Annotated in this window: 22 protein-coding genes; 16 read left to right on the top strand and 6 right to left on the bottom strand. The window is 54.8% G+C overall.

Translation table 11 applies throughout. The annotated features are described in order from the left end of the window. Window positions 1-9 precede the first annotated feature (9 nt). The 3 genes from AB1E22_RS11285 to AB1E22_RS11275 all read right to left on the bottom strand — a co-directional run bounded on the left by AB1E22_RS11285 (window position 10) and on the right by AB1E22_RS11275 (window position 5,093). Window positions 10-1,677, bottom strand: a complete 1,668-nt coding sequence (locus AB1E22_RS11285; protein WP_437178413.1) for a ShlB/FhaC/HecB family hemolysin secretion/activation protein — start codon at window positions 1,675-1,677, stop codon at window positions 10-12. A 177-nt stretch (window positions 1,678-1,854) separates the two neighbouring features. Continuing rightward, window positions 1,855-2,730: a diguanylate cyclase regulator RdcB family protein gene (locus AB1E22_RS11280; RefSeq protein ID WP_367595414.1), complete on the bottom strand. Its 876-nt coding sequence runs from the start codon at window positions 2,728-2,730 to the stop codon at window positions 1,855-1,857. Then, window positions 2,727-5,093, bottom strand: a complete 2,367-nt coding sequence (locus AB1E22_RS11275; RefSeq protein ID WP_367595413.1) for a dynamin family protein — start codon at window positions 5,091-5,093, stop codon at window positions 2,727-2,729. Before AB1E22_RS11275 ends, AB1E22_RS11280 begins: the two co-directional genes overlap by 4 nt. Before the next feature lie 372 nt (window positions 5,094-5,465). Between AB1E22_RS11275 and AB1E22_RS11270 the strand changes: the two genes are divergently transcribed. Both AB1E22_RS11270 and yjdN read left to right on the top strand, forming a co-directional pair. Beyond that, a complete protein-coding gene (locus tag AB1E22_RS11270) occupies window positions 5,466-5,801 on the top strand; it encodes a zinc ribbon domain-containing protein YjdM (protein WP_367595412.1) in 336 nt (111 codons plus the stop codon). Between the two features lie 198 nt (window positions 5,802-5,999). Then, complete coding sequence (gene yjdN, locus AB1E22_RS11265; RefSeq protein ID WP_367595410.1) at window positions 6,000-6,440, top strand: VOC family metalloprotein YjdN; 441 nt, start codon at window positions 6,000-6,002, stop codon at window positions 6,438-6,440. A gap of 52 nt (window positions 6,441-6,492) precedes the next feature. Here yjdN and AB1E22_RS11260 read toward each other — a convergent pair whose 3' ends face one another. Beyond that, entirely contained in the window at window positions 6,493-7,707 is a 1,215-nt protein-coding gene (locus tag AB1E22_RS11260) for a phospholipase effector Tle1 domain-containing protein (RefSeq protein ID WP_367595409.1), read from the bottom strand. Window positions 7,708-7,898: 191 nt separating this feature from the next. Here AB1E22_RS11260 and phnC point away from each other — a divergent pair, with 191 nt between their 5' ends. The 14 genes from phnC (at window position 7,899) to phnP (ending at window position 19,344) form a co-directional block, all read left to right on the top strand. Then, a complete protein-coding gene (gene phnC / locus AB1E22_RS11255) occupies window positions 7,899-8,681 on the top strand; it encodes a phosphonate ABC transporter ATP-binding protein (protein WP_367595408.1) in 783 nt (260 codons plus the stop codon). A gap of 30 nt (window positions 8,682-8,711) precedes the next feature. Next, window positions 8,712-9,728: a phosphonate ABC transporter substrate-binding protein gene (gene phnD, locus AB1E22_RS11250; protein WP_367595407.1), complete on the top strand. Its 1,017-nt coding sequence runs from the start codon at window positions 8,712-8,714 to the stop codon at window positions 9,726-9,728. A 152-nt stretch (window positions 9,729-9,880) separates the two neighbouring features. Next, a complete protein-coding gene (gene phnE / locus AB1E22_RS11245) occupies window positions 9,881-10,663 on the top strand; it encodes a phosphonate ABC transporter, permease protein PhnE (protein WP_367595406.1) in 783 nt (260 codons plus the stop codon). A 115-nt stretch (window positions 10,664-10,778) separates the two neighbouring features. Further along, a complete protein-coding gene (gene phnF, locus AB1E22_RS11240) occupies window positions 10,779-11,504 on the top strand; it encodes a phosphonate metabolism transcriptional regulator PhnF (protein WP_367595405.1) in 726 nt (241 codons plus the stop codon). Next, window positions 11,505-11,966 (top strand): phosphonate C-P lyase system protein PhnG, encoded by a 462-nt coding sequence (gene phnG, locus AB1E22_RS11235; RefSeq protein ID WP_367595404.1) that lies wholly within the window; start codon window positions 11,505-11,507, stop codon window positions 11,964-11,966. It abuts the gene before it with no gap. Continuing rightward, a complete protein-coding gene (gene phnH, locus AB1E22_RS11230; protein ID WP_367595403.1) occupies window positions 11,963-12,547 on the top strand; it encodes a phosphonate C-P lyase system protein PhnH in 585 nt (194 codons plus the stop codon). The genes phnG and phnH overlap by 4 nt, the downstream gene beginning before the upstream one ends. Further along, window positions 12,547-13,611: a carbon-phosphorus lyase complex subunit PhnI gene (locus AB1E22_RS11225; RefSeq protein ID WP_367595402.1), complete on the top strand. Its 1,065-nt coding sequence runs from the start codon at window positions 12,547-12,549 to the stop codon at window positions 13,609-13,611. Before phnH ends, AB1E22_RS11225 begins: the two co-directional genes overlap by 1 nt. Then, window positions 13,604-14,452: an alpha-D-ribose 1-methylphosphonate 5-phosphate C-P-lyase PhnJ gene (locus AB1E22_RS11220; RefSeq protein ID WP_367595400.1), complete on the top strand. Its 849-nt coding sequence runs from the start codon at window positions 13,604-13,606 to the stop codon at window positions 14,450-14,452. Before AB1E22_RS11225 ends, AB1E22_RS11220 begins: the two co-directional genes overlap by 8 nt. Then, on the top strand, window positions 14,449-15,207 hold the full coding sequence (gene phnK / locus AB1E22_RS11215; RefSeq protein WP_367595399.1) for a phosphonate C-P lyase system protein PhnK: 759 nt from the start codon (window positions 14,449-14,451) through the stop codon (window positions 15,205-15,207). The genes AB1E22_RS11220 and phnK overlap by 4 nt, the downstream gene beginning before the upstream one ends. A gap of 354 nt (window positions 15,208-15,561) precedes the next feature. Then, window positions 15,562-16,263 carry a phosphonate C-P lyase system protein PhnL gene (phnL, locus tag AB1E22_RS11210; protein WP_367595398.1) on the top strand — a complete coding sequence of 234 codons (702 nt, stop codon included), beginning with the start codon at window positions 15,562-15,564 and terminating at the stop codon, window positions 16,261-16,263. Continuing rightward, entirely contained in the window at window positions 16,253-17,389 is a 1,137-nt protein-coding gene (phnM, locus tag AB1E22_RS11205) for an alpha-D-ribose 1-methylphosphonate 5-triphosphate diphosphatase (RefSeq protein WP_367595397.1), read from the top strand. Before phnL ends, phnM begins: the two co-directional genes overlap by 11 nt. Next, window positions 17,389-17,922, top strand: a complete 534-nt coding sequence (gene phnN / locus AB1E22_RS11200) for a ribose 1,5-bisphosphokinase (protein WP_437178382.1) — start codon at window positions 17,389-17,391, stop codon at window positions 17,920-17,922. The genes phnM and phnN overlap by 1 nt, the downstream gene beginning before the upstream one ends. 105 nt (window positions 17,923-18,027) lie before the next feature. Beyond that, window positions 18,028-18,507, top strand: a complete 480-nt coding sequence (gene phnO, locus AB1E22_RS11195) for an aminoalkylphosphonate N-acetyltransferase (RefSeq protein ID WP_367595396.1) — start codon at window positions 18,028-18,030, stop codon at window positions 18,505-18,507. Window positions 18,508-18,585: 78 nt separating this feature from the next. Then, window positions 18,586-19,344: a phosphonate metabolism protein PhnP gene (gene phnP / locus AB1E22_RS11190; RefSeq protein WP_367595395.1), complete on the top strand. Its 759-nt coding sequence runs from the start codon at window positions 18,586-18,588 to the stop codon at window positions 19,342-19,344. 96 nt (window positions 19,345-19,440) lie between these two features. Here phnP and AB1E22_RS11185 read toward each other — a convergent pair whose 3' ends face one another. Both AB1E22_RS11185 and yjdP read right to left on the bottom strand, forming a co-directional pair. Further along, window positions 19,441-19,935, bottom strand: a complete 495-nt coding sequence (locus tag AB1E22_RS11185; protein WP_367595394.1) for an REP-associated tyrosine transposase — start codon at window positions 19,933-19,935, stop codon at window positions 19,441-19,443. Window positions 19,936-20,112: 177 nt separating this feature from the next. Continuing rightward, window positions 20,113-20,457: a DDRRRQL repeat protein YjdP gene (gene yjdP, locus AB1E22_RS11180; RefSeq protein ID WP_367595393.1), complete on the bottom strand. Its 345-nt coding sequence runs from the start codon at window positions 20,455-20,457 to the stop codon at window positions 20,113-20,115. Between the last annotated feature and the right edge of the window lie 373 nt (window positions 20,458-20,830).

The raw sequence follows: 20,830 nt of genomic DNA, 5'->3' as shown, positions 1-20,830 counted from the left end.
TCATTTCCCTTAAATCACAAATGCGATGCGGTAATAGAGGCTGACGTGGTCAGGTGCCAGCCAGTCCGGATATTTCACGGGCGTGCCAACGGTAAACTGGCTGGAGTAATAGCGGTTGGCGCTGGACAGCCCCACCGCCGCGCCCCACAAGGTGCCGGAGGCCCACGGATCTTTGCCATCCTTTTGCAGCCAGCCGCCGTCCAGCGCCACAACGCTGCTGACCTGGCCGATAAACGGCAGGGTGAACAGGGTGTAATTGAGTTCGTTGCGCCAGTAGCCGCCGTTGTCGCCGGAGAGATACTGCTCTTTGAAGCCGCGTACCGAGCTTTCACCCCCGATGGTCAGGCGTTCGCTGCCGTAGAGCCTGTCCGGTGACCACTGCCCATACACGCTGGTTAGCCACCACATGTCTTGAGTGACCGGGAGCTGGAAGCTGCCGTTGCCACTCCACTTCTTAAATTCGGCTTTGGGCAGTGAGCTGTTTTTGCCGTGGTCGTCTTCGGCCCCCAGCCAAGGCACGCCGTGGCTGAACATCGGGTTAAACGTGGCGATACCGCCGAGGATTTTTTGCGTGTGATTGATGCCAAACAGCAGGCTGCTGAGTTTGCGGCTGCTGCTGTCGAGCTTCGCATCGTTGAGGTAGTTGTTGCTGATCTGGTGAGTCAGGCCGACTGACGCGCCGGTTTTAATGTCGCCGTTGCGGAACAGGACGTGGGAAGCCGTTAAACGGTGAGTCACGCTGTCGCCGGTTGAGGCCCAGTTAAAACCATTGTTCTTGATAGTGCTGAGGTAATTGCTCCAGCTATAGCTGTAATCAAACAGGCTGTAGCCGTAGGGCACGCTTACGGCGGCCTGGAAGTTTTGCGCGTCGTGTGACGAGGAAAAATCGCTGCTGCGCCCGCCGCTGACCAGCCATCTGTCTGCCAGCCCCAGCAGATTGTTGCCCGTGAGTGAGCCGCTGAATTGTCCGGTGCCGGTGCTTTTCTGACCGCTGTTATCGAAATTTACTGAAGCGCTAAGGGGAAATTCTGGCGTGGCCGTAAGGTTCACGACCGAGTAGCCCGGCTTTTGGCTGGGTAGAATTTCAATTTGCACCGGCTGGCTGCGCACCCGGTTGATTTGCTCCATGCCCTGCTCGATGTCGCGCAGGTTAAGAATGCCGCCTTCAAGCCCCGGAAACGCCATTTTAAGCTGGCGGGACGATGCCCCTTCGAGGTGAATTTTTTCCAGCCGCCCCTCAAGCACCGCAATCTGTAATTCGCCGTGGGACAAATCCTGCTCGGTAATAAATGCCCGGCTGGTTATATAACCTTGCTGAATATACCAATCCGATATTTCATTAATTAACTGATTGATCTTATCCATACCGACACACTGATTGGCGTAGCTTAATTCGAATTCTTTTCTCTTATTATGGGTAATAAGCGTCGCCCCATTAATATAAACATGGTGAATATTAAAACACGGGCCTGCGGTGCTGGCTGGGGCGGGTTGGCTGGGTGCAACAGGCGTCAGGCTACGCTGTAGCTCGTCACGCTGCTGTTGGTTTTTAAGTAATAACTCTTGCTGCTCTTGCGTAATAACATTGCGGTCGGCTGGGCTTAAAGGAGCCGCTAACACCGGAAATAGCGCGGCTGACAGAATAAACGCCAGCCCTGAAAAAACGGGTAATTTGATGGCAGACACAAGTTCCATTCTATGGATGAATATGTCAGCAGTAATTATTTACATGCCGACATATTATTTAATGAAAATTTATATTGCGCCGAATGACATCACACCCATTAATAATATTCAAGATATATGAGGCAACTTTACGAGAAACACCTCAACCTATTTATATTGTAGTAACGCTTAAATAAATATTTCATCGACCATCGCACTTCCCAAACGCATTGCAGAGCAAATGCGCGGCATACCGAGCGAAACGCCCTGGTGCGTCTGAGTCGTCGCAAAGCTCACCGGCTGCCGATCGCCGTCGCAATCGTCACCCAGCCATGCCAGCGCCTCTTTACTTTCCATCATGTCCGGCGTTGAAGGGAACATCAGCCACTCGTAGTAGTAGTGCCGCGTACGCACGGACGCGTTGACATCATGCGCTAGCTGGCTGATTGCCAGGGCGCGCGCCTGCTCGACCAGTTCCGTGGCCTGTAACGCATTGCCGAAACGTAACGCATCGCCAAACGCACCCCAGAACAGCTCCTGCAAGGCGACGTAACAGCGCCCGGCGGGGGAAAACGTCACATAGTGCCCGGCCTGCCAGCGCGCAAAAACCTGCTCGCAGTGCACAATCCCCAAATGGGTGAGATCGGTTCCCTGCAATTGCGTTTCCAGTTTGCCGACGCGCAGCGCAAGCTGCTGCTGAATCTTTTGCAGTTGCTGGCGAATTTCCACCGAATCATGCGTGACCCGGGCGGAAGCAGCCGCCATAGCTGAAACGCTCTCATAAACTTTTGCCATAGCGCGGTGTTTTTTCGCCACGCGCTGACAAAGCTGCCCGAGCATCGCCAGCACGATTTCCGGGGTTTCGAGAAGGGCTTCATCCAGCGCCCATTTTTGTAGCTGGCTCTGGCCGATAAATTCATCGGTCAGCCGTTGGTAATACGCTTTGCTTTGCTGGCTGCGCCACGGTTCACGCATGACGCCGCTGTTGCGGGCAAAATCGACAACAAATTTTTCCGCCACACATTCCAAAGCGCGAGTTTGAGTTCCTGGTAATACACTGCTCATTGCTGTTCTACCGTAAAAAGCGTCTGAATATCATCCCGCAGCAGGCGGGTGTCTTCGTGGATGTAGCGCGTGGTGCGTACGCACTGCTGAAGCTGTTGGCGCAAAGCCGTCACTGCTTCTTCATTTTGCTGGCGAGCCAACAGGCTTTGTTGCAGATTCAGGCGTATCGCTTCCAGCGCCTGGGAGAACTCGGCAAAAAAGGCCGCCATCCCCTCGCTCACTGAAATGTCGATTTGCGCCGCCATGGTTTGATTGAGCTGCAACAGAAAATCCGCCACGTGCTGGCGCAGCTTGTTTTGCACGTCCGGCAAAGAAATCACATAGCGACTTTGCATCACCGTGTAACCCTCCCACCCCCACTCATCGCTGTTAAGCCAGCGGGCCACCGTTCCGCGCATGCCAGCCGGACGCCGTAACTGCGCCACCGGAATATCGTGCTCTTCAATAAGCTCATTAAAGGCCTGATTCGCATTGAAGTTTAATAGGCCGACGTGAAACACCGGCAGGCTGATGTTGGTGCGAAACCCCGCCTGCGTCAGCCCTTGCGCGACGCGGGTTTCAATCGGCTTTAAGGCTTTACGCAGGGTTTCCGCCAGCTCAATTTCCAGATAACTGAAAAGGTGAGTGAGCTCCTCGGTCATTTTCTCCTGCGCGGCGGTGAGAATAATTTCGCATGAGGCGCGGATGCGATGCAGGGCAATTTGCGCCGAGGGTTCGTCATCAAAAGCGAGCGTTTCATTGCGCGTATCGAAATCGACACCGCGAGGGTTCCCGAACGACATTCCCTGGCGAGTGAGTTTCTCAGGCACCGTCGCGTGCAGAAAATAGTCCTCAATGTGGGTGTTAATTTGTTGCTCATAACGGCTGATAAAATCCCCCATCGCGGCAATGGCTTGCTTAACGCTATTACGCGCAACGGTGTTTGCCGACTCCTGGCTTGCTGCCGCCAGATTCATATCACCTTCAAGTGCAGCGATATTTTGCTGCAACTGCTGGCTGGCGATATGCAAACCCTGACAGCGAAAATTCAGGTAATCCTCTACGCCCTGGGTGTAATTGAGGAGCTTCTGGCAGGCAGAACGCAGGGCGTACATCGAGGCGTGGGCATGCGCCGCATGAAGCACCGTTTTAATGGGGGCGGCGAACTGTGAATCTTCCCAAAGCAGTTCCGCTGCCTTACACAATGCGTCTTTATCTGCCAAATCGTCACGGTGCCAACGGCGGCCTAGCGCAATATCGGCAAAATCCTGCACCCAGCGCTGTTCACTGGGCTCCGGCAATTTGCCATGCAGTGCCAATTCATGGCGGGCGCGGTTTGCCAGATAGCCCCACATGGATGACACCGGGAATACATGGCTCGGCTCAATCGTACCTTTCATAAGCGTGCCGGAAATCAGCGCCTTCACCTGTTCTTCGTCATCACCATTTCTGTCTTTTTGATCGAACTTATTCACCAGGGCGTAGAGCGGAACGGACGATCCGGTGCCTAATATCGCTTTTCGCACGTCTTCGTCAGAAACGGACTTCAACTGGGTATAATCCAGTATCGCCAGTACTGCAGAAGCCTGCGCCAACTGTTCCTGAAGCATTTTTTGCAGATGCGGCTGCCCGGCCTCGTTCGGCCCCGGCGTATCTAATAATGTCAGTTGCCCGTGGCCGTCATTGATTCCTGCCAGATGCACAAACTCCACTTCAATTACCGGAACATGTTCAATTGCGGCATAGGCTTTAAAAGGAAAAGCGACATCCAGTGCTTTTGATAAACGGACTAAATCATTCAAACTTTTCAGGCACTGAAAAATAGGTTGAGCACCAAGATAATGTTTATCAAAAGATTTACCTTCGGTAATACGCGTTAATAACCCCGACATATCTCTGTCTATTTCCAGATGTTTTGTCAGTGTTTCCCTGTCCGTTTGTTGCAAACGCTGTTGCAACGTATTCATTAATTTTTCAATCGGCTGAACATAGGGAAAATGCAGCACCGGTTCACGCTGACCCGCCGTGTGGCGAATAAGCGTCGGCAATGCCGTCATCGGGCGATTACGGTTCGGCAAGACTTCCGTGCCAATAATGGCGTTAATGGTGGTAGATTTGCCCGCTTTTACCGTGCCGACAATCGCCAGCACCATCTCGTGCTGGGTGATTTTACGTAGCTCATTTTGCAACAAAGCCTGCTGCGCCTGAATGCTGCGCGGGCAAAACTTAGAAGGAGCAGCCGAACTGTTCTGGAATTGCGTAAAATAATTAACGTCCTGCTGTGCCGTGAAAGACGTTGTTTTTAGGACATTCAGATTTTGCAGAGATAACTGTAACAACCGCTCCGCTTCCTGACTTAACTCAAATATTGCTTGTGTGTGCATAAAAAATCCTTACTTAAATCAAATTATCCGGATTTTTAGAAATTTATATTTTTATGTGGCAGTGCAATACCGGTAATTATAATTACGTGCGGAAATCACTTATTTAAAAAATATGATATTCAGGATTATTTTTTTCATATGAAACGTCTCCAGCCATATAGCCGGATTCAGAGACAGTAGCGCATTTCAATAATCTAATTCTGTATTTTCATCCCGAATTTAGCAATCGAATAAAGAAACAAAATATCAATACTTCCACCTCGCCACCCCTGATGGCACAAGGTGCAACAGCAATCATCCCCACAAAAGTTAGGTTTTAATGTATAATTGCGCCACTTTTGGCGTTAACTCGCTATTTTTGAGGATATTACGATGACACTCCCTCATTGCCCAAAATGCAATTCTGAGTACACCTACGAAGACAACGGTATGTTTATCTGCCCGGAATGCGCGCATGAATGGAACGATGCAGAACCGGCACAAGACGGCGACCAACTGATTGTTAAAGATGCTAACGGTAACCTGCTGGCGGACGGCGACAACGTGACCGTTGTTAAAGATCTGAAGGTTAAAGGCAGCTCTTCTATGCTGAAGATTGGTACCAAAGTTAAGGGTATCCGCCTGGTAGAAGGCGACCATAACATTGATTGTAAAATTGATGGTTTTGGGCCGATGAAGTTGAAGTCTGAGTTTGTGAAAAAGAATTAATATCGTTATTTCTGACCCCACCCCAGCCCTCCCCTTACCAGGGGAGGGAGTTAATTACTTCTCCCCCTGGCAAGGGGGAGGCTGGGAGGGGGTCAGAGGCAATCATTTACCCCTGGAAAAATCCCTCCCTCCCCCGCCTGGCTTGCCCCACTCCCCACGACTAAACTTCTTATGCACTCCGCATTCGAGGATAAAAAAATGTCTGTTAGTCCCTACATCTTTTTTGACGGCACCTGCGAAGAAGCAATAGCGTTTTATCAACAAGCCATCGGTGCTGAACTGCTGTTTAAAATGACTTTTGGCGAAATGCCAAAGGAGGAAGCCGATAACGCACCCGAAGGTTGCGGCAGCGGTTTTAACTGGCCAGACGATAAAATCATGCACGCCAATGTCCGCATCGGTGACGGTGAAGTAATGATGAGCGACGGCAATATGTGCGCCGATAAAGTGAAACACACCGGCTATTCACTGAGCCTTGCCAGCAAAGACCTCGACGAAGGGAAACGATGGTTTGAAAGCCTTGCCGAAGGGGGCGACATCACCATGCCCTGGGGCGAAACGTTTTGGGCAAAAGGCTTTGGTATGCTGACTGACAAATACGGCATCCCCTGGATGGTAAATGTCGAAAAACCGATGTAACCAGGATTGGGTTGCTACCGTCCGGCCCAAAAGACGGTAGCCTTCCCACCCGTTATCGCGCAATAGCCCAGTTTATGGGGATCGCGCGTTGCCCGTTCAGATAATCCTGCAATGACCTCGGGTCATAAGATCCCGCCACCCACTCGCCGTTAATCGGGGACTGCTGAAGCAGCGCCGCTCCCCCGCTAAGCCGCTCGATGACCGAGTGATGAACCATCATGGATGAATTAACCGGGGGCGGAAGCAGCCTGGGCATAATGCGCAAATAACGCGTTGGCGGATACCAGTCGCAATGCAGCGGCCCGAGCGGATCCGCCACTACGCCGCTCGGCGCAAGATTAATCCCCAGATCGTCGAGCGCATCATGCATCCACAAATACGCCCCATTCGACAAACTGCGATCGTCGTCCACGCCGTTATACCCGCCGCCCACGTCATGGTGGATCCCCGGAAACATCACCTGCAGAATGCGATCCCGGTTATCCCACAGCACCGGAGCCAGATCGACGCGCTGCTCATCAATCGCGATGGCCTGCAGCCCGTATTTCACCCGTGAATGCAGTTCGGTATTGTTGAAGCGGAAAATGTTATATCGCTTATCATTGAAATATCTGGGGATCCCCATCTGACCTACCGTTTCCCAGACCGCCACCGCTTCGATGGAAGCCGGGCGCGTAATACAGGTGGGATCGACGCTGTCGCAAAAAAAACCCGGCAGCTCGCGTACCACACTTCCCAGCAGGCTCGGGCTCATGTCCGGCGCATGAGCGAGATATTGCGCCCACACGGACGCGCCAAACCGCCATGCTTCATCTTTATTGCGCAGGTTTAAATGCAGCTTTTCACGGCTTAATAAGCCCCGATCAATGATCATCTCCGCCAGCACCCGCGCGGTATAAGCCCCGTGGCTAAACCCCACCAGATAGATGCGATCTCCCGCCTGCCAGTGACGGCTAATAAAGGTGTATCCGCGAATGATCGGCACGATCAACTCTGCGCCAAATGCCCCCGCCAGCCGCTTCACCAGGCCATTGTGCGGATCGCCCATCCCGTGAATGTACTTGGCAACCTGCACCACTTTACCGCTGCTGTCGGTGAAGACCTTTTCTTGCTCATTGGCTAACAGCAAACTTTGCTGGTCGACATTCCCTTTCAAATCAATAAATAACTGATAAACATTGCTAGCTACAGCTTCATCATCTGCATTTTGTACTACACCGGGAGCGCTCCATGTGCCATCGGCACAAAAAATAATGTTCTTGCTCATTGCGGCTTTCCCAAGACCAGAGGATAGCTGTAAGCAAAGACAAAAACGAAGCGCGTCACAATACGACAAATAGCTGATTAGCCTGATGACTTCCAGGCATCGCTTCACTCTTCATCATATCGAAACTTATTCTTAACAAAAATGTCACATTTCATCGGCACCATGAGGCAACTTTTTAAGGAGCCCGTGTGATGCAAACGATTATTCGCGTCAACAAACTGAGCAAAACCTTCAACCAGCACCAGGCGTTAAACGCTGTCAGCCTGGAGGTAAAGGAAGGTGAGATGGTCGCTCTGCTGGGGCCGTCTGGCTCAGGCAAATCCACCCTCTTACGCCATCTGAGCGGCCTGATTACCTCAGATAAATCAGCAGACTGCCATGTGGAACTGCTTGGCCGCACCGTTCAAAAAGCGGGCCGCCTGGCAAGTGACATTCGCAAAAGCCGCGCCCACACCGGCTACATCTTCCAGCAGTTCAACCTGGTGAATCGCCTGACGGTGCTTGAAAACGTACTGATTGGCGCGTTGGGTTCCACGCCGTTCTGGCGCACCTGTTTTAACTGGTTTACCCGCGAACAAAAGCAGCGTGCGCTGCAGGCGCTGACCCGCGTCGGCATGACGCAGTTTGCTTATCAGCGCGTCTCCACCCTGTCCGGTGGGCAGCAGCAGCGCGTGGCGATTGCCCGTGCGCTGATGCAGCAAGCCAAAGTAATTCTGGCCGATGAACCGATTGCCTCCCTCGACCCGGAATCCGCCCGCATCGTGATGGAAACGCTGCACGACATTAACCGTCTGGACGGCATCACCGTGGTGGTGACGCTGCATCAAGTGGATTACGCCCTGCGCTATTGCGAACGCATTGTCGCACTCCGCCAGGGTCATGTGTTTTACGACGGAAGCAGCTCGGCGTTCGACAACGAACGGCTGGGGAATCTCTACCGCAGCATGAACCGCGTTGACGCGGCGGCTGCGTAACCACTTTGTCATCTACTCCAAGGAACAGTCATGAGCTACAAAGCCGTAAAAGCCCTCGCCTTTACCAGCCTGTTAAGCGTTAGCGCCCTGTTCAGCCCAGCCCATGCGGATGAACAAGAAAAGTCCCTGAATTTCGGCATTATCTCCACCGAATCGCAGCAAAACCTGAAACCGCAGTGGGAACCGTTCCTGAAGGATATGGAGAAGAAACTGGGCGTGAAGGTGAATGCTTTCTTCGCACCGGACTACGCGGGGATTATCCAGGGCATGCGTTTTAACAAAGTGGATATCGCCTGGTACGGCAACCTTTCGGCGATGGAAGCGGTGGATCGCGCCAACGGCCAGGTCTTTGCTCAAACGGTCGCCGTGGATGGCTCTCCGGGTTACTGGAGCGTGCTGATCGTCAACAAAGACAGCCCAATCAATAACCTGCAAGACATGCTGGCCAAACGTAAAGAGCTGACTTTCGGCAACGGCGACCCGAACTCTACTTCAGGCTACCTCGTCCCTGGCTACTATGTTTTCGCGAAGAACAATGCCTCTGTGAATGAATTTAAACGTTCCGTGAATGCCAGCCATGAAACCAACGCCCTGGCCGTTGCCAACAAGCAAGTCGATGTGGCCACCAACAACACCGAAAACCTCGACAAGCTGAAAACCTCAGCGCCAGAAAAGCTTAAACAGCTGAAAGTTATCTGGAAATCGCCGCTGATCCCAGGCGACCCAATCGCATGGCGTAAAAACCTCTCTGAAGCCACCAAAGACAAAATCTATGACTTCTTTATGACCTACGGCAAAACGCCGGAAGAGAAAGAAGTGCTGACCCGTCTGGGCTGGGCGCCGTTCCGTCCATCCAGCGACCTGCAACTGGTGCCGATTCGCCAGCTCGCCCTGTTCAAGCAGATGCAAGGCGTGAAGGACAACAAGGGCCTGGACGAGAAAGACAAAACCGTGAAAGTCACCGAGCTGCAAACTCAGCTTAATGACCTGGATCGCCTGACCGCGGCGCTCGGCGCGATGAGCAGCGTGAATAAAGCGGTGCAGTGACACTCTGGACCCCACCCCAGCCCTCCCCTTACCAGGGGAGGGAGTTTTAACTCCTCCCTCAACCAAGAGCGAGCTTTTACTCCTCCCCCTGGAAAGGGGGAGGTTGGGAGGGGGTCCGGGGTGGGGTCCCAAAACCATTAACGGAGCAATCCATGCAACAAACAATCCAGGTCGCCGCACCAAAACGTAGCTGGTTCTCGCTACTGAGCTGGGCGATTTTACTGGCGGTGCTAGTCGCCTCCTGGCAAGGCGCGGAAATGTCTCCGCTCACCTTAATTAAAGACTCCGGCAACATGGCAACCTTCGCCGCCGACTTCTTCCCGCCGGACTTCAGCGAATGGCGAGATTACCTGGGCGAAATGTCTATCACCCTGCAAATCGCCGTCTGGGGCACCGCACTTGCCATCGTACTCTCCATTCCCTGCGGCCTGATGTGCGCCGACAACCTGGTGCCATGGTGGGTTTACCAGCCGATGCGACGCCTGATGGACGCCTGCCGCGCCATCAACGAAATGGTGTTCGCGATGTTATTCGTGGTCGCCGTCGGCCTCGGCCCCTTTGCCGGTGTATTAGCACTGTTTATTCACACCACCGGCGTGCTCTCCAAACTGCTTTCCGAAGCGGTGGAAGCCATCGAGCCCGGCCCGGTTGAAGGCATTCGCGCCACCGGCGCTAACAAACTTGAAGAAATTCTCTACGGCGTACTGCCGCAGGTTATGCCGCTGCTTATCTCCTACTCGCTCTATCGCTTTGAGTCGAACGTCCGTTCCGCAACGGTGGTCGGCATGGTCGGCGCAGGCGGTATCGGCGTCACGCTTTGGGAGGCCATTCGCGGGTTCCAGTTTCAGCAAACCTGCGCCCTGATGATCGTCATCATCGTCACTGTCAGCCTGCTGGACTTTATGTCCCAGCGCCTGCGTAAGCATTTTATCTGAGGCCTTATGAACGACGGCAAAAGCGGTGGATGGCACTGCGTTTATCCCCCCTACGGCGTAGGTCGGGTAAGCGCCAGCGCCACCCGACAAATGCCCTTAAAAGAGGTTTGCTGACATGCACTTATCCAGACATCCGACCAGTTACCCGACGCGCTATCAGGAAATCGCCGCCCTGCTCGAACAGGATCTGCGTAAAAACTACCGCTGCGGCGACTACCTGCCCGCCGAAGGCCAGCTTGCGGCGCGTTACGACGTTAACCGCCACACCCTGCGCCGCGCTATCGACCAACTGGTCGAAAAAGGCTGGGTTCAGCGTCGCCAGGGAATCGGGGTTCTGGTGCTGATGCGCCCGTTCGATTACCCGCTGAATGCCCAGGCGCGCTTTAGCCAGAACCTGCTCGACCAGGGAAGCCACCCCACCAGCGAGCGCTTACTCGCGGTGCTGCGCCCGGCATCAAGCCACGTGGCTGACGCGTTAGGCATCACCGAGGGCGAAGACATTATTCACCTGCGCACCCTGCGCCGCGTTAACGGCATCGCGGTATGTCTCATCGACCACTACTTTGCCGAGCTCGACTGGTGGCCTGCGCTGCAACAGTTCAGAAGCGGCTCGCTGCACGACGTGATTCAGACCCGGATCGGCATCAACCTTAAACGCACCCAAACACGCATCAGCGCCCGCCGCGCGCAGGCCAAAGAGAGCCGCCTGCTGGAAATTCCCAACATGGCACCGCTGCTTTGCGTGCGCACCCTCAACCACCGTGAAGGCCATCCGTCACCTGCGGAGTACTCCGTCAGCCTGACGCGCGCCGACATGATTGAATTCACCATGGAGCACTAAATGGACGCACCGCATTTTAATGTCGCACAGCGCCAGCAGTGGATGGCCGTGCTCGCCCACAGCCTGCCGCACGAGCTGGCCGCACTTTGGGCAGAACAAAAACTCGATCCTGATTACCAGGTTATCCGCAAGTCCGAAACCGGACTCGTGCAAATTCAGGCGCGAATGGGCGCAACCGGGCAGCGTTTTTTTGCCGGTGACACCACCGTCACCCGCGCCGTAGTACAGCTTGCCAACGGCACCTACGGCTACAGCTATTTATTAGGGCGCGATAAAGCCCACGCCGAACTCTGCGCGGTGATCGACGCGCTGATGCAAGAAAAAGTTCGATTCCGGACTTTACAAGAAACCTTAATTGCACCGTTGGCGGCAAACCGCGAACAGCGCCAGGCCGCCCGCCGCACACAAATTAACAGCAGCCGAGTCGACTTCTTCACTCTGGTTCGCGGAGATAACGCATGACCCTGATGACCGCTTTTAACCTGCCCGTGCAGGATGCCCAACAGAGCTTCCGTCGCCTGCTGAAAGCGATGAGCGAGCCGGGCGTGATCGTGGCACTCCATTCCCTGCAACACGGCTGGAAACCGCTGAATGTCGCCTCCACCAGCGTGCTGCTGACCCTTGCCGATAACGACACGCCGGTGTGGATTAGCGACGCGCTAAGCAACGACGTCACGCTGCAAAATGTCCGATTCCATACAAATGCACCGATTTCCTTGACGCCAGAACACGCGCAGTTCGCGGTTGCTGACAGCACGATTTATGCAGAAGAACTCAACGCCCTGGCCCAGGGAACCGATGTGGCACCCGACACCAGCGCCACACTGATTTTGCAGGTGCCGAGCCTGAGCGGCGGCCGCATGCTGCGCTTAACCGGCGCGGGGATTCGCGAAGAACGCATGATTGCCCCGCAACTGCCTGATTGCGTGATCTTTGAGCTAACGGAGCGCCCGCACCCGTTCCCGCTGGGCATCGATTTAATTCTCACCTGCGGCGATCGCCTGCTGGCCATTCCTCGCACCACTCATGTGGAGGTGTGCTGATGTACGTAGCCGTCAAAGGGGGCGAGAAGGCGATTGCGAGCGCCCACCAACTTCAGGAACACAACCGTCGTGGCGACCAAAACCTTGCGGAACTGAGCGTCGCGCAAATCGAACAACAGCTCGGCCTGGCGGTTGACCGCGTGATGACCGAAGGCGGCATTGCCGACCGCGAACTGGCGGCACTCGCCATCAAACAGGCCAGCGGCGATATGGTCGAAGCCATCTTCCTGCTGCGCGCCTACCGCACCACGCTGCCACGCCTGGCGGTGAGCGAGCCGCTCAACACCGCCGATATGCGCTTAGAGCGCCGCATTTCTGCCGTCTATAAAGACGTGCCGGGCGGCCAGTTGCTCGGCCCGACTTACGATTACACCCACCGCCTGCTGGATTTCACTTTGCTGGCAAACGGCGAAGCGCCATCGCTAAAACAGGCTGACGATAACGCCGAACCCGCGCCGCACGTGTTCAGCCTGCTGGCAAAACAGGGGCTGGCGAAGGTGGAAGAAGATAACGGTGAAAAGCCCGATGACATCACCCGCAACCCGCCGGTTTACCCGTGTTCCCGCTCCTCGCGCCTGCAACAACTGGTGCGCGGCGACGAAGGATATTTGCTGGCTCTCGCCTACTCCACCCAGCGCGGCTACGGGCGTAACCACCCGTTTGCGGGGGAAATTCGTAGCGGCTATGTGGATCTGGAAATCACGCCGGAAGAGCTGGGTTTTGCGGTGAACATCGGTGAACTGCTGATAACCGAGTGCGAAATGGTTAACGGCTTTGTCGCGCCGACTGATGAAGACCCGCACTTTACGCGCGGCTACGGGCTGGTATTCGGCATGAGCGAACGCAAAGCGATGGCGATGGCGCTGGTCGACCGCGCCCTGCAAACCCCTGACTACGACGAAACCGTGGCAGGCCCGGCGCAGGACGAAGAGTTCGTGCTGGCCCACGCCGATAACGTCGAAGCCGCCGGGTTTGTCTCGCATCTGAAACTGCCGCACTACGTCGATTTCCAGGCCGAACTGGAACTGCTCAAACGTCTGCAAAAGGAGCGCAATCGTGACTAAGGCACTCACCGGCTACAACTTTGCTTATCTGGATGAACAAACCAAGCGCACCCTGCGCCGCGCGATCCTGAAAGCCGTCGCCATTCCCGGCTACCAGGTGCCGTTTGGCGGGCGCGAAATGCCGATGCCTTACGGCTGGGGAACCGGCGGCATTCAAATTACCGCCAGCGTGATTGGCGAAAACGACGTGCTGAAAGTGATTGACCAGGGCGCGGATGACACGACCAACGCCGTGTCGATTCGCAACTTCTTCAAGCGCGTGACCAACGTCGCCACCACCGAATCGACCGCCGACGCCACGCTGATTCAGACGCGCCACCGCATCCCGGAAACGCCGCTGACCGAAGATCAGATCCTGATTTATCAGGTGCCGATCCCTGAGCCGCTGCGCTTTATCGAGCCGCGTGAAACCGAAACCCGCACCATGCACGCCCTGGAGGAGTACGGCGTGATGCAGGTGAAACTGTACGAAGACATCGCCCGTTTCGGCCATATCGCCACCACTTACGCCTATCCGGTGAAGGTGAACGAGCGTTACGTAATGGACCCGTCGCCGATTCCAAAATTCGATAACCCGAAAATGGACATGATGCCCGCGCTACAACTGTTCGGAGCCGGACGTGAAAAACGCATCTACGCGGTGCCGCCGTTTACCCGCGTGGAAAGTCTCGATTTTGACGACCATCCATTCACCGTTCAGGAATGGGAGGAACCGTGCGCGATTTGCGGCTCCCACCACAGTTACCTGGATGAAGTGGTGCTCGATGATGCGGGCAGCCGCATGTTCGTCTGCTCCGATACCGATTTCTGCCGCCAGAACAGCGAGGCCGCATCCCAATGACTCAACCGTTACTTTCCGTCAATAACCTGACGCACCTTTATGCCCCAGGCAAAGGCTTCAGCGACGTGTCATTCGAACTGTATCCCGGCGAAGTGCTGGGCATTGTAGGCGAATCCGGCTCGGGTAAAACCACGCTGTTGAAGTCGATTTCCGCCCGTCTCGCCCCGCAAAACGGGGAAGTGGTTTATCTGGATTCCTCGCTGTATGACATGAGCGAAGGCGAGCGCCGCCGCCTGCTGCGCACCGAGTGGGGCGTGGTGCATCAACATGCGATGGACGGCCTGCGCCGCCACGTTTCCGCTGGCGGCAACATCGGCGAACGATTAATGGCAACCGGCGCACGGCACTACGGGGACATCCGCGCCACCGCCCAGCGCTGGTTAGAAGAAGTAGAAATCCCGGCCTCGCGCATTGACGACCTGCCGACCACTTTTTCTGGCGGGATGCAGCAACGTCTGCAAATCGCCCGCAACCTGGTCACGCACCCGAAGCTGGTATTTATGGACGAGCCTACCGGCGGGCTGGACGTTTCGGTGCAGGCGCGTTTGCTCGACCTGCTGCGCGGCCTGGTGCGGGAACTGAACCTGGCGGTGGTGATTGTCACCCACGATTTGGGCGTGGCACGTTTACTGGCAGACCGCCTGCTGGTGATGAAACAGGGGCAAGTGGTGGAAAGCGGCCTGACCGACCGCGTGCTGGATGACCCACATCATCCGTATTCCCAGTTGCTGGTGTCATCAGTATTGCAGAATTGACTTTCGTCATCGTCGGATGGTGACGCTTACGCGTCTTATCCGACCTACACGACAGGCCTTTGTCGGATGGCGATGCTTTCGCATCTTATCCGACCTACAACAACGAGCGACGCACCTTTGTCGGATGGTGACGCTTCCGCGTCTTATCCGACCTACGAACAACGAGCGACGCACCTTTGTCGGATGGCGATGCTTTCGCATCTTATCCGACCTACAACAACGAGCGATGCACCTTTGTCGGATGGTGACGCTTACGCGTCTTATCCGACCTACGAACAACGAGCGACGCACCTGTAGGTCGGATAAGGCGCAAGCCGCCATCCGACGTCATGGCATACGTATTAAGGAATCAATATGTCCCTCTTACGGGTTGAAAATTTAAGCAAAACCTTTGTGTTACACCATCAGCACGGCATCCGTTTGCCGGTGCTGGCGGATGCCTCCCTCGAAGTAAAAAGCGGGGAGTGCGTAGTTCTGCACGGCCATTCCGGCAGCGGGAAATCCACGTTGCTGCGCTCGCTCTACGCCAACTATTTGCCGGACGAAGGCCATATCTGGGTCAAACATAACGACGCCTGGCTGGACATCGTGCAAGCTCCGGCGCGTGACGTGCTGGCGGTGCGCCGCCAGACCATCGGCTGGGTCAGCCAGTTTTTGCGCGTCATCCCGCGAATTTCTGCCCTGGAAGTGGTGATGCAGCCGCTGCTTGATTTAGGTGTATCGCGTGACGTCTGCGAAGACAAAGCCTCAATGTTACTCACCCGCCTGAACGTGCCGGAGCGCCTGTGGAACCTGGCTCCGTCAACGTTTTCCGGCGGCGAACAGCAGCGCGTAAATATCGCCCGCGGCTTTATCGTCGATTATCCGATTTTGCTGCTTGATGAGCCAACGGCTTCACTGGATGCGAAAAACAGCGCCGCCGTGGTCGCGCTAATTCAGGAAGCGAAAGCGCGAGGCGCGGCGGTCGTCGGTATCTTCCACGACGAAGCGGTGCGCAATCAGGTGGCAGACAGACTCCATAACATGGCAACCGTTGAGGCCAAAAATGATCATTAATAACGTCAGGCTGGTGCTGGAAAATGAAGTGGTACATGGCTCGCTGGAAGTAGCCGATGGCGTAATCCGTAATTTTGCCGACAGCCCAAGCCAGCTCCCGCAGGCACTGGACGGCGAAGGCGGCTGGCTGTTGCCGGGGCTTATCGAGCTGCATACCGACAACCTCGACAAATTCTTCACCCCGCGCCCGAAAGTCGACTGGCCCGCGCATTCCGCGATGAGCAGCCACGACGCGCTGATGGTGGCGAGCGGTATCACTACGGTGCTGGATGCCGTAGCGCTGGGCGATGTGCGTGACGGCGGCGATCGCCTGGAAAACCTCGATAAGATGATTAACGCGGTGATGGACAGCCAGGCACGTGGCGTAAACCGCGCCGAGCACCGCCTGCATCTGCGCTGCGAACTGCCGCACCACACCACGCTGCCGCTGTTTCAGCAGTTAATCGAACGCGAAGGCGTGTCGCTGGTATCCCTGATGGACCACTCCCCAGGTCAGCGCCAGTTTTCGAATCTGGTCAAATACCGCGAGTACTATCAGGGCAAATATTCCCTGAGCGACGCCGAGATGAACAGCTATGAAGCTGAACAACTGGCGCTCGCCGAACGCTGGTCGCAGCCGAACCGCCTGGCGATTGCCGCCGAGTGCCGCGCGCGCAATATCGCTCTCGCCAGCCACGACGACGCGACGGGCGCACACGTTGCGCAATCCCACGAGCTGGGCAGCGTGATCGCCGAGTTTCCGACCACGCTTGAAGCAGCGCAGGCTTCACGCCAGCATGGTTTAAGCGTGCTGATGGGTGCGCCAAACATCGTACGCGGCGGCTCGCATTCCGGTAACGTGGCGGCGCATCAGCTTGCGCAAGTCGGCCTGCTGGACATTCTGTCCTCTGATTATTATCCGGCAAGTATGCTCGATGCCGCGTTCCGCGTGGCGCAAGACGAAACCAACAGTTTCACATTGCCGCAGGCCGTGGCGCTGGTGACGCGCAACCCGGCCAAGGCGCTGAATCTGGCCGATCGCGGCGTGCTGGCGGAAGGGAAACGCGCCGACATGGTGCTGGCCCATCGTCACGGCGACCATGTCCGCGTCGGCCATGTCTGGCGCCAGGGAATACGGGTGTTCTGATGAGCAAAATGGTCTGGTTGATGGGGCCGTCGGGCTCCGGGAAAGACAGCCTGCTGACGGCGCTCCGCCAGCAGGAGAATAATCAACTGCTGGTGGCTCATCGCTACATCACCCGCGCCGCAGACGCCGGATGCGAAAACCATATCGCACTGAGTGAAAAGGAGTTCGCCCAGCGCGAGAAACAGGGGCTGTTCGCCCTGTGCTGGCAGGCGCATCACCAGAGTTATGGCGTGGGGATCGAACTGGATATCTGGCTCGATACCGGTTTCGATGTGGTAGTTAACGGTTCGCGCCAGCATCTGGCACAGGCGCGGGCGCGATATGGCGAAGCGCTGGTGCCGATTTGCCTGCACGTTTCAACGGACGTTTTGCGTAAGCGCCTTGAAGAACGCGGGCGCGAAACGGCACAGCAGATCGAGCAGCGCCTGCAACGTGCGGCATTCTACACGCCGGATCAGGACGAATGCATGATACTGAATAACGATGGCAGTCTTGATGAGTCTGTCTCGTCGTTTATGCATTTGATCTACTGAGCTGCTTTAATGTCGGATGTCGCTACGCTAATCCGACCTACGACTCGGGTTTTGTAGGGTGGATAAGCGACAGCGTCATCCACCAAATTCACAAGGAAACGCGCCATGTTGGAAATTCGCCCCGCCACGCTTGCCGATACCGATGCCGTCTACGCTTTAATTTGCGAATTAAAACAGGCGGAATTTAATCGCCAGGCATTTAACGTAGGGTTTGCGGCAAACCTCCAGGATCACAACCTATGTTACCAACTCGCGGAACTAAACGGCGAAGTCGTGGGAATGGTGAGTCTGCATATGCAGTTCCACCTGCACCATGTGAACTGGGTGGGTGAAATTCAGGAGCTGGTGGTGGTGCCGCAGGCACGTGGCTACGGCGTTGGCAGCAAATTGCTGGCGTGGGCAGAAGATAAAGCGCGCATCGCGGGTGCAGAACTGACCGAGCTTTCCACCAGCGCCAAACGTCTTGATGCTCACCGTTTTTACCAACGCGAAGGGTATCAGCATACCCATTTCCGTTTTACCAAAGCGGTGGCCCCCAAAATAATTCGAGTTGCATCGCAGCGGCAAGAGAATGAATCCCAATGAGCTTACTCAGGTAAGGGATTTGGGTGAGTGAACGTAGCCAACAAAGAGGCAACCTGAAGTATGAGGGGGAGACAAACTATGAGCCTGACACTAACCCTTAGCGGCACCGGCGGCGCACAACTGGTGCCCGCATTTGGATGTTTTTGTGCCGCCTGCGAGCGGGCTCGCAAAAACACGCAATATCGCCGTAAACCCTGTAGCGCAGTGGTGAAGTTCAACGATGCGGTGACGCTGCTGGATGCGGGGATTCCCGATTTGATGGATCACTGGCAGCCTGGTGAATTTCAGCAGTTTTTACTCACCCATTACCATATGGACCACGTTCAGGGCTTGTTCCCGCTGCGCTGGGGCGTTGAGGCGAAAATTCCCGTTTACGGCCCCGCCGATGAACAGGGCTGCGACGATCTGTTTAAACATCCCGGTATTCTGGATTTCAGCCACACGCTTGAGCCGTTTGTTGGTTTTACGCTGCAAGCGCTGCGCGTAACCCCCCTGCCGCTCAACCATTCAAAACTGACGCTCGGCTATCTGTTTGAAACGCCGCATAGCCGCGTGGCGTGGCTGAGTGATACCGCAGGTTTACCGGAAAAAACGCTGAAGTTTCTGGCAAACCATAAACCGCAGGTGATAGTGATTGATTGCAGCCATGAACCGCGCCCGCAAACGCCGAAAAACCATTGCGATTTAAATACGGTTATCGCGTTGAATGAACACATCGGTTGCCCGCGAGTAATTCTCACGCATATCAGCCACCAGTTTGATTGCTGGATGATGGAGAATGAGCTGCCAGAAGGGTTTGAAGCTGGGTTTGATGGGATGGTTATTTTGGTGGATTAATGAGTTTGCGTCGGGTGGCGGCTTACGCCTTACCCGACCTACACAACACCTCGGTTTTTCGTAGGGTGGATAAGCGTTAGCGCCATCCACCGATTATTAACGCTCGCCGGCAATGAAATCGTTTTTATCACCTGCCCAATCAACCGAATAAAGCCCTCGCTTCACATCCCGATGAAAAGAGGAATAGGGCCAATCGCTCACTTTGTTTACCCATCCGTGTTTTACGGGATTGATATAGACGTAATTTAGATGCGCCTCGTAATCTGTTTCATCCCTTATGCAATGCTCCCAAAACCGTTTTTGCCAGACCTGGTCCGGTACGCCAGATAAAGATTTCGTAAAAGTTTTCTTTATCTCACGCCATCGGCCGGAATAATCACAGTCCGCCACAGGAAGCGTCCAGACGCAATGCATATGGTCGGGTAAGATGACCCACGCATTGATCTCGAATGGATGTCTTTGTTTCACATGGTGAACAACACGTCTTAGTTCCGCAATATGTCGAATAAGCAGATCGCTGTTGCGATCATGGAGATTGACGGTGAAAAACCATGTTCCACCGAAAACCCGCATACGTCGATAGTTGGGCATTTGAGCGTCCTTGCGTAACGTCGGGTAGCGGCTTACGCCTTACCCGACCTACAAAAGTATTTTGTAGGGTGGATAAGCGATAGCGCCATCCACCGAAAGAACCCCAAACTAGCACAGAGCGATCTAAAAAATTTCGACAAACAAAAAATTCAGAACCTCTCTCGCAAAATACACAACTTACCGATAATCATCATCCAAACGGCGCTCATCTTCTTCGAGCTGGCGGCGCTGGTCGTCAAGCTGACGCTGCTGGTTATCAAGCTGACGGCGGCGATCTTCAAGCTGGAGATGGCGGTCTTCGTACTGGCGGCGATTATCATCGCTACGATTTCGATCTTCACCTTCCCAACGCCGATCGTCACCGTCATCGTTGCGGCTATCATTGGGTTTATAGGCGTCGTTAATCGCCTGCGTAATCGACCCGACAATGGAATTATCGAACAGGCCACCCAGCGCATCGGCTTGAGCCGCTGTCGTCATGGTCAGGGTACTGAGCAGTACCGCGGTGGAATATCGATTCATAGGCCCATCTCACGAGGAATTAACTTCTCGGACGATAGGAAAAACGCCTGATGCTCAACAGCGGAGGATTCCCAATTTCACACGCGTGATAAAAGTATAATGCATCGGTTATTTACACTCTCTTTCGTTACCAACTATTTCATCTGCAATCATTTTCTATTAACCACACAAATGTATTGCTTATTATTTAAGCTATTCGTGAACAATGAGTTAGCCTGGGAATTAAAAAATCAGGCAGATTAATGGCCTACGGGAAAAGCGCCATTTTCTTGCATCAGGGAAAGCACAAACAATCACCCTCAGGTTATTTATCATTTCTACGAGAAATAATTCAGCGTTTTATTCTGGTTTCACTTCACACCCACAGGCCAAA

The sequence above is a fragment of the Buttiauxella gaviniae genome (assembly GCF_040786275.1).
GTDB lineage: Bacteria > Pseudomonadota > Gammaproteobacteria > Enterobacterales > Enterobacteriaceae > Buttiauxella > Buttiauxella gaviniae_A.
This window is presented reverse-complemented; position numbering and strand designations above follow the sequence as displayed.

Excerpts from the sequence above, each read along its gene's own strand:
- phnE (WP_367595406.1), top strand. The coding sequence starts at position 9,881 with ATGCAACAAACAATCCAGGTCGCCGCACCAAAACGTAGCTGGTTCTCG.
- phnD (WP_367595407.1), top strand. The coding sequence starts at position 8,712 with ATGAGCTACAAAGCCGTAAAAGCCCTCGCCTTTACCAGCCTGTTAAGC.
- AB1E22_RS11260 (WP_367595409.1), bottom strand. The coding sequence starts at position 7,707 with ATGAGCAAGAACATTATTTTTTGTGCCGATGGCACATGGAGCGCTCCC.
- phnG (WP_367595404.1), top strand. The coding sequence starts at position 11,505 with ATGGACGCACCGCATTTTAATGTCGCACAGCGCCAGCAGTGGATGGCC.
- phnP (WP_367595395.1), top strand. The coding sequence starts at position 18,586 with ATGAGCCTGACACTAACCCTTAGCGGCACCGGCGGCGCACAACTGGTG.
- phnN (WP_437178382.1), top strand. The coding sequence starts at position 17,389 with ATGAGCAAAATGGTCTGGTTGATGGGGCCGTCGGGCTCCGGGAAAGAC.
- AB1E22_RS11185 (WP_367595394.1), bottom strand. The coding sequence starts at position 19,935 with ATGCCCAACTATCGACGTATGCGGGTTTTCGGTGGAACATGGTTTTTC.
- yjdP (WP_367595393.1), bottom strand. The coding sequence starts at position 20,457 with ATGAATCGATATTCCACCGCGGTACTGCTCAGTACCCTGACCATGACG.
- AB1E22_RS11225 (WP_367595402.1), top strand. The coding sequence starts at position 12,547 with ATGTACGTAGCCGTCAAAGGGGGCGAGAAGGCGATTGCGAGCGCCCAC.
- phnF (WP_367595405.1), top strand. The coding sequence starts at position 10,779 with ATGCACTTATCCAGACATCCGACCAGTTACCCGACGCGCTATCAGGAA.
- phnM (WP_367595397.1), top strand. The coding sequence starts at position 16,253 with ATGATCATTAATAACGTCAGGCTGGTGCTGGAAAATGAAGTGGTACAT.
- yjdN (WP_367595410.1), top strand. The coding sequence starts at position 6,000 with ATGTCTGTTAGTCCCTACATCTTTTTTGACGGCACCTGCGAAGAAGCA.
- AB1E22_RS11275 (WP_367595413.1), bottom strand. The coding sequence starts at position 5,093 with ATGCACACACAAGCAATATTTGAGTTAAGTCAGGAAGCGGAGCGGTTG.
- AB1E22_RS11270 (WP_367595412.1), top strand. The coding sequence starts at position 5,466 with ATGACACTCCCTCATTGCCCAAAATGCAATTCTGAGTACACCTACGAA.
- phnO (WP_367595396.1), top strand. The coding sequence starts at position 18,028 with ATGTTGGAAATTCGCCCCGCCACGCTTGCCGATACCGATGCCGTCTAC.
- phnK (WP_367595399.1), top strand. The coding sequence starts at position 14,449 with ATGACTCAACCGTTACTTTCCGTCAATAACCTGACGCACCTTTATGCC.
- phnL (WP_367595398.1), top strand. The coding sequence starts at position 15,562 with ATGTCCCTCTTACGGGTTGAAAATTTAAGCAAAACCTTTGTGTTACAC.
- AB1E22_RS11280 (WP_367595414.1), bottom strand. The coding sequence starts at position 2,730 with ATGAGCAGTGTATTACCAGGAACTCAAACTCGCGCTTTGGAATGTGTG.
- phnC (WP_367595408.1), top strand. The coding sequence starts at position 7,899 with ATGCAAACGATTATTCGCGTCAACAAACTGAGCAAAACCTTCAACCAG.
- phnH (WP_367595403.1), top strand. The coding sequence starts at position 11,963 with ATGACCCTGATGACCGCTTTTAACCTGCCCGTGCAGGATGCCCAACAG.